The organism is Methylocaldum sp. MU1018 (assembly GCF_053646775.1).
In genome coordinates this window covers 1-14,730 of the sequence record NZ_JBSJPA010000006.1, presented here as the reverse complement: position 1 = coordinate 14,730, position 14,730 = coordinate 1, and the positions used below count along the sequence as shown (strand labels likewise).

At 59.8% G+C, this 14,730-nt stretch carries 12 protein-coding genes; 9 read left to right on the top strand and 3 right to left on the bottom strand.

Going from position 1 to position 14,730, the window contains the following annotated elements:
- Window position 1: 1 nt before the first annotated feature.
- The 9 genes from merA (at window position 2) to ACWJKU_RS19750 (ending at window position 10,568) form a co-directional block, all read left to right on the top strand.
- A complete protein-coding gene (gene merA, locus ACWJKU_RS19790; protein ID WP_003156770.1) occupies window positions 2–1,687 on the top strand; it encodes a mercury(II) reductase in 1,686 nt (561 codons plus the stop codon).
- Between the two features lie 17 nt (window positions 1,688–1,704).
- Window positions 1,705–2,070 carry a mercury resistance co-regulator MerD gene (gene merD, locus ACWJKU_RS19785; protein ID WP_000995360.1) on the top strand — a complete coding sequence of 122 codons (366 nt, stop codon included), beginning with the start codon at window positions 1,705–1,707 and terminating at the stop codon, window positions 2,068–2,070.
- A complete protein-coding gene (gene merE / locus ACWJKU_RS19780) occupies window positions 2,067–2,303 on the top strand; it encodes a broad-spectrum mercury transporter MerE (protein WP_003132004.1) in 237 nt (78 codons plus the stop codon). Before merD ends, merE begins: the two co-directional genes overlap by 4 nt.
- Window positions 2,300–3,289 carry a DUF3330 domain-containing protein gene (locus ACWJKU_RS19775; protein ID WP_003132006.1) on the top strand — a complete coding sequence of 330 codons (990 nt, stop codon included), beginning with the start codon at window positions 2,300–2,302 and terminating at the stop codon, window positions 3,287–3,289. Before merE ends, ACWJKU_RS19775 begins: the two co-directional genes overlap by 4 nt.
- A 130-nt stretch (window positions 3,290–3,419) precedes the next feature.
- Entirely contained in the window at window positions 3,420–3,980 is a 561-nt protein-coding gene (locus tag ACWJKU_RS19770; RefSeq protein WP_003124096.1) for a recombinase family protein, read from the top strand.
- A 2-nt stretch (window positions 3,981–3,982) separates the two neighbouring features.
- Window positions 3,983–6,949, top strand: coding sequence for a Tn3 family transposase (locus ACWJKU_RS19765; protein ID WP_001138070.1), 2,967 nt, complete (start codon window positions 3,983–3,985; stop codon window positions 6,947–6,949).
- 275 nt (window positions 6,950–7,224) lie between these two features.
- Window positions 7,225–7,836 carry a hypothetical protein gene (locus ACWJKU_RS19760; RefSeq protein WP_454148412.1) on the top strand — a complete coding sequence of 204 codons (612 nt, stop codon included), beginning with the start codon at window positions 7,225–7,227 and terminating at the stop codon, window positions 7,834–7,836.
- A gap of 91 nt (window positions 7,837–7,927) precedes the next feature.
- Window positions 7,928–9,346 (top strand): shufflon system plasmid conjugative transfer pilus tip adhesin PilV, encoded by a 1,419-nt coding sequence (gene pilV / locus ACWJKU_RS19755; RefSeq protein ID WP_454148410.1) that lies wholly within the window; start codon window positions 7,928–7,930, stop codon window positions 9,344–9,346.
- A gap of 781 nt (window positions 9,347–10,127) precedes the next feature.
- Window positions 10,128–10,568, top strand: a complete 441-nt coding sequence (locus ACWJKU_RS19750; RefSeq protein WP_454148408.1) for a DUF29 domain-containing protein — start codon at window positions 10,128–10,130, stop codon at window positions 10,566–10,568.
- Between the two features lie 491 nt (window positions 10,569–11,059).
- Here the strand turns inward: ACWJKU_RS19750 and ACWJKU_RS19745 are convergent, their stop codons facing one another.
- From ACWJKU_RS19745 to ACWJKU_RS19735, 3 genes are all read right to left on the bottom strand, one after another.
- Complete coding sequence (locus tag ACWJKU_RS19745) at window positions 11,060–11,320, bottom strand: WGR domain-containing protein (RefSeq protein ID WP_454148416.1); 261 nt, start codon at window positions 11,318–11,320, stop codon at window positions 11,060–11,062.
- Between the two features lie 129 nt (window positions 11,321–11,449).
- Complete coding sequence (locus tag ACWJKU_RS19740) at window positions 11,450–12,526, bottom strand: DNA-binding protein (protein ID WP_454148406.1); 1,077 nt, start codon at window positions 12,524–12,526, stop codon at window positions 11,450–11,452.
- 815 nt (window positions 12,527–13,341) lie between these two features.
- A partial coding sequence (locus ACWJKU_RS19735) for a replication initiator protein A (RefSeq protein WP_454148404.1) occupies window positions 13,342–14,730 on the bottom strand: 1,389 nt, incomplete at its 5' end.

Here is a 14,730-nt window from a genome sequence, read left to right as displayed (position 1 = left end):
CATGACCCATCTAAAAATCACCGGCATGACTTGCGACTCGTGCGCGGCGCACGTCAAGGAAGCGCTGGAAAAAGTGCCAGGCGTGCAGTCGGCGCTGGTGTCCTATCCGAAGGGCACAGCGCAACTCGCCATCGTGCCGGGCACATCGCCGGACGCGCTGACTGCCGCCGTGGCCGGACTGGGCTACAAGGCAACGCTAGCCGATGCGCCACTGGCGGACAACCGCGTCGGACTGCTCGACAAGGTGCGGGGATGGATGGCCGCCGCCGAAAAGCACAGTGGCAACGAGCCCCCGGTGCAGGTAGCGGTCATTGGCAGCGGTGGAGCCGCGATGGCGGCGGCGCTGAAGGCCGTCGAGCAAGGCGCGCAGGTCACGCTGATCGAGCGCGGCACCATCGGCGGCACCTGCGTCAATGTCGGCTGTGTGCCGTCCAAGATCATGATCCGCGCCGCCCACATCGCCCATCTGCGCCGGGAAAGCCCGTTCGATGGCGGTATTGCGGCAACTGTGCCTACGATTGACCGCAGTAAGCTGCTGGCCCAGCAGCAGGCCCGCGTCGACGAACTGCGGCACGCCAAGTACGAAGGCATCCTGGGCGGTAATCCGGCCATCACCGTTGTGCACGGTGAGGCGCGCTTCAAGGACGACCAGAGCCTTACCGTCCGTTTGAACGAGGGTGGCGAGCGCGTCGTGATGTTCGACCGCTGCCTGGTCGCCACGGGTGCCAGCCCGGCGGTCCCGCCGATTCCGGGCTTGAAAGAGTCACCCTACTGGACTTCCACCGAGGCCCTGGCGAGCGACACCATTCCCGAACGCCTTGCCGTAATCGGCTCGTCGGTGGTGGCGCTGGAGCTGGCGCAAGCCTTTGCCCGGCTGGGCAGCAAGGTCACGGTCCTGGCGCGCAATACCTTGTTCTTCCGTGAAGACCCGGCCATCGGCGAGGCGGTGACAGCCGCTTTCCGTGCCGAGGGCATCGAGGTGCTGGAGCACACGCAAGCCAGCCAGGTCGCCCATATGGACGGTGAATTCGTGCTGACCACCACGCACGGTGAATTGCGCGCCGACAAACTGCTGGTTGCCACCGGTCGGACACCGAACACGCGCAGCCTCGCGCTGGACGCAGCGGGGGTCACTGTCAATGCGCAAGGTGCCATCGTCATCGACCAAGGCATGCGCACGAGCAACCCGAACATCTACGCGGCCGGCGACTGCACCGACCAGCCGCAGTTCGTCTATGTGGCGGCAGCGGCCGGCACCCGTGCCGCGATCAACATGACCGGCGGCGATGCGGCGCTCGACCTGACCGCAATGCCGGCCGTGGTGTTCACCGATCCGCAAGTGGCGACCGTGGGCTACAGCGAGGCGGAAGCCCACCACGACGGGATCGAGACCGACAGCCGCACCTTGACCTTGGACAACGTGCCGCGTGCGCTCGCCAACTTCGACACACGCGGCTTCATCAAGTTGGTTATCGAGGAAGGCAGCCATCGGCTGATCGGCGTACAGGCGGTCGCGCCGGAAGCGGGTGAACTGATCCAGACGGCGGCTCTGGCCATTCGCAACCGCATGACGGTGCAGGAACTGGCCGACCAGTTGTTCCCCTACCTGACGATGGTCGAGGGGTTGAAGCTCGCGGCGCAGACCTTCAACAAGGATGTGAAGCAGCTTTCCTGCTGCGCCGGGTGAGAAAAAGGAGGTGTTCAATGAACGCCTACACGGTGTCCCGGCTGGCTCTTGATGCCGGGGTGAGCGTGCATATCGTGCGCGACTACCTGCTGCGCGGATTGCTGCGCCCGGTGGCGTGCACACCAGGCGGCTACGGCTTGTTCGATGACGCCGCCTTGCAACGGCTGTGCTTCGTGCGGGCGGCCTTCGAGGCGGGCATCGGCCTCGACGCGCTGGCGCGGCTGTGCCGGGCGCTGGATGCGGCGGACGGCGACGAAGCGGCCGCGCAGCTTGCCCTGCTGCGTCAGTTCGTCGAGCGTCGGCGCGAAGCGTTGGCCGATCTGGAAGTGCAGTTGGCCACCCTGCCGACCGAGCCGGCACAGCACGCGGAGAGTCTGCCATGAACAACCCCGAGCGCTTGCCGTCCGAGACGCACAAACCGATCACCGGCTACCTGTGGGGCGGACTGGCTGTGCTGACTTGCCCCTGCCACCTGCCCATCCTCGCTGTCGTGCTGGCCGGCACAACCGCCGGTGCTTTCCTCGGCGAGCATTGGGTCATCGCGGCGCTCGGTTTGACCGGCCTGTTCCTTCTGTCCCTGTCGCGGGCGTTGCGGGCATTCAGGGAAAGAGAATGAGCGCTTTCCGGCCGGATGGATGGACGACGCCGGAACTGGCCCAAGCGGTCGAGCGCGGGCAGCTTGAACTGCACTACCAGCCCGTCGTCGATCTGCGCAGTGGTGGGATTGTCGGCGCGGAAGCCCTGTTGCGCTGGCGTCATCCGACGCTTGGACTATTGCCACCGGGCCAGTTCCTGCCCGTGGTCGAATCGTCCGGCCTGATGCCTGAAATCGGCGCTTGGGTGCTGGGCGAAGCCTGCCGCCAGATGCGTGACTGGCGAATGCTGGCATGGCGACCGTTCCGGCTGGCCGTCAATGTTTCGGCGAGCCAAGTGGGACCGGACTTCGACGGGTGGGTAAAGGGCGTGCTGGCTGATGCCGAGTTGCCCGCCGAGTATCTCGAAATCGAGCTGACCGAATCGGTCGCGTTTGGTGATCCGGCGATCTTCCCCGCCCTGGACGCCTTGCGGCAGATCGGTGTGCGCTTCGCCGCCGATGACTTCGGGACGGGGTATTCCTGTCTGCAACATCTGAAGTGCTGCCCAATCAGCACGCTCAAGATCGACCAATCGTTTGTCGCCGGGCTCGCCAACGACCGCCGCGACCAAACCATCGTGCACACCGTGATTCAGCTTGCGCACGGGCTGGGCATGGATGTGGTGGCTGAAGGCGTGGAAACATCGGCGAGTCTTGATCTATTGCGACAAGCGGACTGCGACACAGGACAAGGCTTCCTGTTCGCGAAGCCAATGCCGGCGGCGGCATTCGCCGTCTTCGTCAGTCAATGGAGGGGTGCCACCATGAATGCAAGTGACTCGACCACCACCAGTTGCTGCGTGTGCTGCAAGGAAATCCCGCTCGATGCCGCCTTCACCCCGGAAGGCGCGGAATACGTCGAGCACTTCTGCGGGTTGGAGTGTTATCAACGCTTCGAAGCGCGTGCCAAGACAGGGAACGAAACCGATGCCGATCCGAACGCCTGCGACTCGCTACCGTCAGATTGAGGCATACCCTAACTTGGCGTCAGACCATCCGGCGCTAAATCGTCAGAATAGAGTTGCCTTCCGAATTGATTGACATACGCCGTCAAGGGTCATAGATTTCTTCCTGACACATTTCCCTCAGGAGGATACCTTGCACGGTCAGCGCATCGGTTACGTCCGCGTCAGCAGCTTCGACCAGAACCCAGAACGGCAGCTCGAACAGATCCAGGTGGATAAAGTGTTCACCGACAAGGCGTCGGGCAAGGACACACGGCGGCCCGAACTGGAACGGCTGCTCGCCTTCGTGCGCGAAGGCGACACGGTCGTGGTGCACAGCATGGATCGTCTGGCGCGCAACCTCGACGACCTGCGCCGCCTGGTGCAGGGCCTCACCCAGCGCGGCGTACGCATCGAGTTCCTTAAGGAGCATTTGACCTTCACCGGCGAGGACTCGCCGATGGCGAACCTGATGCTGTCGGTAATGGGCGCGTTCGCCGAGTTCGAACGCGCCTTGATCCGCGAGCGGCAGCGCGAGGGCATCGCGCTCGCCAAGCAGCGCGGGGCCTACCGTGGCAGGAAGAAATCCCTGTCGTCTGAGCGTATTGCCGAACTGCGCCAACGTGTCGAGGCTGGCGAGCAAAAGACCAAGCTGGCTCGTGAATTCGGAATCAGTCGCGAAACCCTGTATCAATACTTGAGAACGGATCAGTAAATATGCCACGTCGTTCAATCCTGTCCGCCGCCGAGCGCGAAAGCCTGCTGGCGTTGCCGGACACCAAGGATGAGTTGATCCGTCACTACACGTTCAGCGAAACCGACCTCTCCATCATCCGGCAGCGGCGCGGCCCGGCCAACCGGCTGGGCTTCGCCGTGCAGCTCTGTTACCTGCGCTTTCCTGGTGTCATCCTGGGCGTCGATGAGCCGCCGTTTCCGCCCTTGTTGAAACTGGTCGCCGACCAGCTCAAGGTCAGCGTCGAAAGCTGGGACGAATACGGGCAGCGGGAGCAGACCCGGCGCGAGCACCTGGTCGAACTGCAAACGGTGTTCGGCTTCCAGCCCTTTACCATGGGCCACTACCGGCAGGCCGTCCAGTTGCTGACCGAGATGGCCTTGCAGACCGACAAGGGCATCGTGCTGGCCAGCACCTTGATCGAGCACCTGCGGCAGCAGTCGGTCATTCTGCCTGCCCTCAACGCCGTCGAGCGGGCGAGCGCCGAAGCAATCACCCGCGCCAACCGGCGCATCTACGATGCCTTGGCCGAACCGCTGTCGGACGCGCATCGCCGCCGCCTCGACGATCTGCTCAAGCGTCGGGACAACGGCAAAACGACCTGGCTGGCCTGGCTGCGCCAATCGCCCGTCAAACCGAATTCGCGGCACATGCTGGAACACATCGAACGCCTCAAAGCGTGGCAGGCGCTCGACCTGCCTTCTGGCATCGAGCGGTCGGTGCACCAGAACCGCCTGCTCAAGATCGCCCGTGAGGGTGGCCAGATGACGCCCGCCGACCTGGCCAAGTTCGAGGCGCAGCGACGCTATGCCACCCTGGTGGCGCTTGCCATCGAGGGCATGGCCACCGTCACCGACGAAATCATCGACCTGCACGACCGCATCCTGGGCAAGCTGTTCAACGCCGCCAAGAACAAGCATCAGCAGCAATTCCAGGCGTCCGGCAAGGCGATCAACGCCAAGGTGCGGCTGTTCGGCCGCATCGGCCAGGCGCTGATCGAGGCCAAGCAGGCGGGCCGCGATCCGTTCGCCGCCATCGAGGCCGTCATGTCCTGGGATGCCTTCGCCGAGAGCGTCACCGAAGCGCAGAAGCTTGCGCAGCCCGAGGACTTCGATTTCCTGCACCGCATCGGCGAAAGCTACGCCACGCTGCGCCGCTACGCGCCGGAATTCCTTGCCGTGCTCAAGCTGCGGGCCGCTCCCGCCGCGAAGGACGTGCTCGACGCCATCGAGGTGCTGCGCGGCATGAACAGCGACAACGCCCGCAAGGTGCCCGCCGACGCGCCGACCGAGTTCATCAAGCCGCGCTGGCAGAAGCTGGTCATGACCGACACCGGCATCGACCGGCGCTACTACGAACTGTGCGCGCTGTCGGAGATGAAGAACGCGTTGCGTTCCGGCGACATCTGGGTGCAGGGGTCGCGCCAGTTCAAGGACTTCGAGGACTACCTGGTGCCGCCCGCGAAATTCGCCAGCCTCAAGCAGGCCAGCGAATTGCCGCTGGCCGTGGCCACCGACTGCAACCGGTACCTGAACGACCGGCTGACGCTGCTGGAAACACAGCTTGCCACCGTCAACCGTATGGCGACGGCCAACGAGCTGCCGGACGCCATCATCACCGAGTCAGGCTTGAAGATCACGCCGCTCGACGCGGCGGTACCCGACACCGCCCAAGCGCTGATCGACCAGACGGCAATGATCCTGCCGCACGTCAAGATCACCGAACTGCTGCTGGAGGTGGACGAATGGACGGGCTTCACTCGGCATTTCGCGCATCTGAAATCGGGCGACCCGGCCAAAGACAAGAACCTGTTGCTGACCACGATCCTCGCCGACGCGATCAACCTGGGCCTGACCAAGATGGCGGAGTCTTGCCCCGGCACGACCTACGCCAAGCTGGCTTGGCTGCAAGCCTGGCACATCCGCGACGAAACCTACGGGGCGGCGCTGGCCGATCTGGTCAACGCACAGTTCCGCCATCCCTTCGCCGAGCACTGGGGCGACGGCACCACCTCATCGTCGGACGGCCAGAACTTCCGCACCGGCAGCAAGGCCGAGAGCACCGGCCACATCAACCCGAAATACGGGAGCAGCCCAGGGCGGACGTTCTACACCCACATTTCTGACCAGTACGCGCCATTTCACACCAAGGTCGTGAACGTCGGCGTGCGCGATTCGACCTACGTGCTCGACGGCCTGCTGTACCACGAGTCCGACTTGCGGATCGAGGAGCATTACACCGACACGGCGGGCTTCACCGATCACGTCTTCGCCCTGATGCACCTCCTGGGCTTCCGCTTCGCGCCGCGCATCCGCGACCTGGGCGACACCAAGCTCTACATCCCGAAGGGCGACGCCGCCTATGACGCGCTGAAACCCATGATCGGCGGCACGCTCAACATCAAGCACGTCCGCGCCCATTGGGACGAAATCCTGCGGCTGGCCACCTCGATCAAGCAGGGCACGGTGACGGCCTCCCTGATGCTCCGAAAGCTCGGCAGCTACCCACGCCAGAACGGCCTGGCCGTGGCGCTCCGCGAGCTGGGCCGCATCGAGCGCACGCTGTTCATCCTGGACTGGCTGCAAAGCGTGGAACTGCGCCGCCGCGTGCATGCCGGCCTGAACAAGGGCGAGGCGCGCAATGCGCTGGCCAGGGCAGTGTTTTTCAACCGCCTGGGTGAAATCCGCGACCGCAGTTTCGAGCAGCAGCGCTACCGGGCTAGCGGCCTCAATCTGGTAACGGCTGCCGTCGTGTTGTGGAACACGGTCTATCTGGAACGGGCTGCGCACGCGCTGCGTGGCAACGGCCATGCCGTTGATGACGCGCTGTTGCAGTACCTGTCGCCGCTCGGTTGGGAGCACATCAACCTCACCGGCGATTACCTCTGGCGCAGCAGCGCCAAGATCGGCGCGGGCAAGTTCAGGCCGCTACGACCGCTGCAACCGGCTTAGCGTGCTTTATTTTCCGTTTTCTGAGGCGACCCCATCTGGCCCGGATAATTTCGCGGGCGCGAAAACCGCTCAGGATTCTAGCGACGGCGGACAGGGCGGATCGATCGGCGGAGCGGGACCGGATCAGTCCGATACCTCGCGATTCGGGGCATCCGTGGCCGAACACGTGAGGGGAGGATTACAGGAGTTTGCGCAAGCGGAAAAAGCACATGGGGCTTCGGTGAATATCCAAGCCGGGCATGATGAGTTTTAAACCAACAAGAATGGAGACGACTATGCACCGCAAAATTGAATTGCTACCGCCCGAGACCATAACGTGCGGCTGTTGCCGTAACGCAGTCGTATTCGGCTCAAACTGGTGCCCGTACTGCGGGGCCGGGATCAAATACCACCGGACCACGCTCATGACAATCCTGGGGGCCGTCGCAATGAGTTTCGTTCTCCCATTAATTCAAGCGCTGGTGTTTCCGGAGCTTGCCCAGCGTTTAGGCTGGCCAGCCGTTATCGGCCTCTCATTAATCCTTGGCGTTATGTTGGCGTGGTGGGCGTTTTGGAGTTTTTGGCCCGCGCGGCATCAGGTCCGGGCGAAATTCTACCGTCGAACCTTTCAGGGATTTTCACCGAAATCGACCGACGAGGAAGAATCCGAATCGGATTTGCCGTGCGATCTACTCATCATAGTGCCGGCGGCGGTAGCTCTGTTGTTTTTGGCCAATCAATTGAGTCACGCTCTACTTGGGCTTTTTGATGCGGACACGGGCACTCTCGCCGACCGGCTGACCTTCCTGATCCTGATGATTTCAATACTGGCCACTACCATGGTAGCGGTCAAATTAGGCGTTCCCGACTGGCTCAAGCGCCGGCGCCGGAACCGGTTTTATGCATAAAAGGCAAGGCGGGATGATCTCGGCTGCACCTGGCTATGTGCCTGCGGGAGCCATTCTCGCCATCATCAATAAATAAAAAGAGATTTACGCCATGAAAAGACAAAGAGGATTCGGACTGCTCGAAGTGCTCGGAGCCTTGGCGGTTGGAACAATCATCTTCGCGGGCTATGCCCGCATGGCCGGGGATGCTCAAAAACAAACACGGGATACCGTCACCGCTCAGCATTTCAAGCAAGTGTCGGATGCGGCCACTCGGTACATTCAAGACAATTGGGCAGCGGTTCAAGCTGCGGCGACACCAACCGTTCCGGCTGTCATTACGACGGCTATGTTGACCGCAACCGGTTATTTGTCGGCAACGTTTTCAGGGATGAATCCGTACGGGCAAACACTACAAGTTGAAGTCCTGGAGCCCAGCGCCGGAAATCTGCAAGCGGTGGTATTGTCGATGGGCGGAACGACAATTCCGCAGGCTCAAGCGCCGCGTATCGCAGCCAAAGTGGGAGCAGGCGGTGGGTATACGCCTAGCGCGAGTCCCACAACGGCACAAGGCGCGTTTGGCGGGTGGTCGATGCCATTGACGTATAACACGAAACCGGGCGCTGGGCATTTGGCCGGATTGCTGTATTTCAGCAATGGCCAGCTAATACCAGACTATCTACGCCGGCATTCAGTACCGGGACATCCGGAAGTGAATCAAATGTTCACGACGCTGGATATGAACGGCCAAAACCTGAGTAACGCAAATCAGGTCAACGGTACCACGGTAACGGCATCGCAAACGGTTACGGCGGGCTCCGGGAATGTGCAATTGAGCAATCAGGCCGGAGAAGGGGGGTTAATTAAAACCATCGGTGCGAACGGCCAAGTCGCATGGTTTGAGAACCTAAACGGAACGCTGAGGACCATCAACAGCTCATGGACAGCAGCAACCTGGAGCGTTGACCAAAGCGGCAATACGTCCAATCCGGGCGAAGCGTCTTCCGGATCGGTGAGAACTCAAATCGTGTACGACAGCAATAACACCGGCTACTACGTCGATCCGAACGGAACCAGTCGAACGAACTACACGATTCAGGACAACAACTATACGTACGGCGCGACACAGGCCGATATTTACTACGACCGCTGGAACAATGGGTACTACATGCAGCCAAGGGGCATAAACCGGCTGAATTATGTCGCTGCGGACAACCAGGTGACCTATGGGAACAACGCCGCAAACACCTTTCAGGTGAATGGTGTAGCGGCGGCAGGAGGGGGATGCAGCCCGAATGGGCTTGTCGCGAGAGATGCGGCGGGCGCGCTGCTGTCGTGTAAATCCGGCGTATGGACAGCGGCAGCAGCGCAACCAAGCGGCGGTTTCCAGACATATAGGACGACTGGGGTCTGCATTTGGGCAAATCCGAGAACAGGAGGATGTTCCTGCCCAGCCCCGACCATACCGATTTTATCCGGACAGGGGTATTTATGGGACCAGTGGGACCGGGTGCATTGGATGTGCGGATGATACTGGACACGCCCGGCAGCGCCTATTTCTAGCAGACTGAAACTGAAGTGGGCCGGAACCACATTCACGGTCACTGAGCCGGCAATCTATTAAGCTCGGCCCCCTATTACCCGGGCTTGGCTGTTGAGTCCCCGAGCGGCGCCCGTTAGTGAAACGTATAGCGCCCATCACGCCCCGGCCACTCTTGGCCGGGTCTTGAGGTTCGGATGCCGGTCATGGATCCACATTTTCGTGGGCACGAAAAAATATGGACTTCCTTCCGCCACAACCCAAACTCGTCCGTTTTCAATAGTCTTTTCATATTAAAACCGGTGACAAACACAGGTCAGCGGTAGCCTGCAATACCGGGTGAAGTACTCACCCTGTAGGGCGGTAAGCCGCGCCGGCCTTGGCGTCCAGCCGCTCCCAAGGTGTAGAAATAGAGGCATTTTGGGGTAAGAGCCGCCTCTTTATAGGGCCGGAATGGTGGTCGGGCTATGCCCGCCACTCCTTCATCTAGGCGTGAGTACTTCACCCGGTGCCTTCTCCTCTAACTTGAACTGACCGTTAACGGCGATTGCGGCGGGCCAGGCCTGCCTGGCCTTGTTTGGCTTTGGCCGAACTGCCTATCCCTCACTCTCACGATTTTCGCGTCCGCGAAAATACGGATTTCCTCAAGCCTCATCCAACTCGCGTATTAAACCTGCTGGAAATCGAACTCGTGAGCCGCCCTCCGTATAGGGCACACCGGACACGGGTTTGATAAGCTTTCCAAATCATCCATTCGCGGAGAACCTAACCAATGGCCGGAATCGCTTATGAAACCGATGTTGCCGCCTGGGCATGGGAGCAGGCCCAATGGCTGCGGGAACGGCGCTTCGACGCCCTGGACATCGAACACCTTGCCGATGAAATCGAGGACGTGGCGAAAAGCGAGCAGCGTGAATTGGAACGCCGCTTGGCCATTCTTCTGGCGCACCTGCTTAGATGGTTGCACCAGCCCGAGCGCCGGACCAAGTCCTGGCGGCTAGCCATGTCTGCGCAACGCAAAGCAGTCGCCTACCCTGTAAAGGAATCGCCGAGCCTCAGGCACCTGTTCGATGATCCGGAGTGGCTGGATGGGGTGTGGGCCGATGCAATCATCGCCGTCCTAGCCGAGGTGGAATTAGACAATCTGCCTGAAGTTTGCCCGTGGACTATCACCGACATCCTCGATCCCGACTGGCTGCCGAACGAAGGCTGATCGGCTATGCGTGGATTGGGGATGCCGGTAGTGTGAAAGCGTGAGTACTTCACCCGGAAAGGCGAGGACGCCTTTGACGCCAAAAAACGAGGGGCGGTTTTAAAGGAACTACGAAAGCTCTCCGTGCCGCTCCTATCATTGGGGCCTGCGATACCGGGTGAAGTACTCACGCTTAGAGGCCTGAAGAAGTCAGGCACGGCCCGCAGCCATGCCAGACTTGGTAAAGTGGAGTTCTCCCCCAAAAGCACCTTCTTCGGCGCCTTGGGATCGGCTGGAAGCCAATACCGGCGCGGCTTACCGCCCTACAGGGTGAGTACTTCACCCAATTTCTTCCCTCTGGCTGAGACTCTCCGCGCGATCTCGCTCATCAACTTGCAACCTGCCGAATCTGGCCTAGGCTTCAAGTAACCGCGCTGTTGTCTTAAAACGCGCTTGCGCCTGATCTTACGACAACGCGGTACACACCCGGCTCGCACCCAGCAGCCGGGTTTTTAGACGTTTTTAACTACCTCATATTTGCGGGCCTTTCGCCTTGCAGTAATCGCCTTCAGGTCTTTATACCCTTCCGCAAACGAGTTGCAGAGGTCCAGCTTAACTCTACCAATAGGTGAGTCTCTGCGACCCCATGCCCGCGTAATTACCCAGCTTCCAAAGAGGTCCTTGGTCAAGAATACCATGTAGTAGCGGGTGTCCCGATGCCAGCGCAGACGGATTAGGTTAGTAATGGTGAAACGCGGTTTTGTCCATTTCATGGGTTCACAGACTCGGTTCCAGTAAGCTAGATTGCTCGTTACAACATTCACCTCGCGCAGCTCGCCTAGATAGGGTGGACCGATATAAATCTGACGTTCCATGAGATATCTCAGGTTAAATTAAAGAACTCAATCCTGCGTTTTTGGCCTGGTTTTCTTGGCCATCCCTACCAACTCGTCTTGTAAACGCTGCACTTGCGAGACTAACTCAGCAATGTGCTCCTTGTCCGCCGCTGAGCGCTCGGTTAAACGACCGTTTTCAACTTCTAATTGGCCAATGCGTTGTTCTGCCGCAGCCTGTTTCTCCTTTGCGGCCTCGACCTGTTCGGTAAACCGTTGAAACTGTCGTTTATATTCCTGTTTGGATTCTTCCTTTTTCCGGTCTAGCTCATCAACATTATCCTGCAAGGACTTATTATCACGCCGGCAGGTCTCTAAGTCGGCGGTCAAACGCTCAATCTGCCGAGTGGCCTGACCATGCGCCTCCTGTTCTACCGTCAGTGCTTCTCGTAAGCGGTCCACCTCGGCGCTCGCCGCATCGCGTTCAGCGGTGGCGCGGATCGCACGTTCCGTTTGCCGTTTGGCTTCGGTTTCCGCATCGACCCGAGCGGAGCGCTCAACCTCAAATGCGGCCGTCAGTCGCCGGAGTTCTGCGGCGTGCTGGTCGCTAGCGTCTCGTGCCGATTTCTCAGAGGCCGTCAGCCGTTCCCGTAGCTGCGCGATCTCCACGGCCTGCGCGTGAGCCTGGGCCTGCGATTCGGCAAGACGCTGCGTCAAAGCAGAAAGCTCGGCTTTTGTTTCGTCTAGTTTGACCTCCAGATCATCAACGGTCTGCGCCGCGTCCGCTAACTCGCGCTCGGCCTGCTCGCGTTGCTCGCCGGCAGCTCGAACTACATCGGTCACCCGTCTTTCGGAGGCCTTTACGGCCTTGTCGTTCAACTCAACTGCCAGAGCAGCTAGACGCTCGGTTAGCGCTTTGGTGACAGCGGCCAGTTCCTCGGCGACCTCGACGGGCAGCTCGGCGACCGGCTCGGCTTGGGTGACGGCCTGCTTCGCCACGTGCTCGTCCCACACCTGTTTCAGGCGGTTCGGATTCCCGCCGCCGACCTTCTGACGTAAGGCAAAGCCGGTGACGTTGCGGCCTGTCGACTGCAAGGCTTCGCCGGCCGCGATGATCTCTTCGGGGGTAAATTCGGCTGGGCGCACGGTTAAGCTCCTCTTGATTGACTGTGCGCCTATTATATCAAGGAATAAATGAATTAACAAACTAACTAACTAATAAATAAACTTATGTAGTGGTGTGAGTGCTTCCCCAGTAGGTGGAAAATATCGCCCCCTACACCGTTTCCTAGTCCATCTGAGAGCCGTTATACGGTGCGAAATGGGTTATTCCCATGGGGATGCCTCGCCATGAACGCTTTTAACGCTCTCTGCGGCTCCTGTGCGGTTTGAATGCGCTGTGTTTGGGGGTCTGTCAACAGTCAACACATCAGAACAGCCCCCTCTTTTTTGGCGTAACCCTAATCCGCCCATATCGAGGCAGAGTGACATGGATAGTCCATACGCGGGTGCAGATGGGCACTGATGCCCCTGGAATGGTTGTCGGGCTGCGCCCGACTCCTTTTCTGAGTTTGGAAGGATTCGATTTTGAGGTTTAGCAGCGCCAAGAGAGAAGGATGGGGACTCTTTGCGGACAGGTGGAGGGGGAACCCTTCAGGCGCCTCGACCGAATATCGCTGTGGCGTTTTGGTTGTCCACAAGTGTTGCGACTCGGAGAACGTTAAAGTTTTTATAAGTTAAAAATCGCGCGCGCGCGTTACGCCTGCGGAAAGTGTCTAAAAATTATTACATGACAAGCAGTTACAAAAGCATTAGGTGGGTGAAACCACGATAGTGCGGTGGGTGAAACCACGTGTCTATTCATAGGAAAAGGTGGGTGAAACCACGTGTCTATCCACAGAAAAAGGTGGGTGAAACCACAACTTTGGCGGAAGCGGTGGGTGAAACCACGATAGCGCAGCTTACGTCTTGGTGATGCTGCGCACCAGGCGTTTTGTGTCGATGGTGTAAAACGTGACCTTAACGTCGGCTAGCCGCCCCGCTGTGGATAGGCTCATGCGGTACTCGGGCAGATGGTCGGATGCTGCAATGGCCTTAGTGGCTTCGTGGAACTCCTTGAGTGCAGCCTTGCTGCCGCTTTTTTCGTGGAGCAGCGGCAAGCTAATCGTCCATTGGGCCTGATGGCCGCAATGCTTGCGGGCTAACTCATATAGCCGCCGCGCCAGCGGCTTGCGCAGCCTGAAATAGTCCGGATGGATTGTGAGCACTTCGAAGGCCTGTACGGCATTGTAGAGCCACTTAGAAAGTGTGATCTCTACGGCAATCATGCGCTCGTCAGTGGGTGACTTTTCGATGATCTGCCATGTGTCGATAATGCCGAAGCCCTGCTTGATGCGCTGGCCGCCGGTTTTGATGTCGGTGGTAATGCGCGTACCCGCTAGCCGCTCAAAGGCCTCTTGCAGCCGCTTGTAATCGTCGCCACTTACGCCGCGATTTGTAGTCACCAAAAAGTCATAGACTGTGAATCGTACTGTCCTGTACCGGGTGTCATCGCGCCCACGGTTCAAGGCCTCGGTGAGCTGGGAAATAACATAGATGAGTACGTCCTTGTCGAACTGTGTTGCACGCCCCAGCACGCTGGGCGCAACTTTAATTGACTTCGAGCCGTCCTTGCTGGTCCACTGCCAAATAGACAAGTCTGGCTTGGTGGAAAGCGTGAATATCGGCGCCTCCATACTAGCGCCGTCATCTTTGAGCGCGTAGTCGAATAGGTCAGCAAGGAAGAAATCGCGGTTAGGGTGACGCACGCGCAGCAGGCCCGCTTTATTGTCGCCGCTGCCTACCTGAGCTTCTGGCTTGCGCTGCAAGGCCTTCAGTGTTTTGATTTCGGCTTCGATGTCTACGTCGATCCCGGTGCGCTGCGCCTGCAAAGCGACTACCCGCTCGCGCAAGGCGGCCGCTTCCTCGCTATCGAGGTGATTATGTACGGCCAACCTCGCTAGTTCACGGTTAGCTGCCACAATCTGCTCGGACAAAATGCGGTGCGCTCCGCGCAAATAGGCAAGCCGCCGCTCGGCATCGTTCGACCACCCTTCCGGGGGGGCGAAAGGATCGTGCTCGACCGGCATCTCGTAGCTTTCTATCGCGTCCTGTTCACTCAACGCATCCTCAACGAACGCTCCCATCGCGGCAGCATCTTCGGCAGACATTTCAATCTGAACGCCTAGCACCGGATTGTCTAAATCGTCTAGCCGGGAAGACGTAATAGGGCCAAACAGGGACCCTTGTTTTCCAGTCGCCTGTTCCTTGCTGCTGTGGCGCTTGGTGGCCTGTTTGGCGTGCTTGCTCAT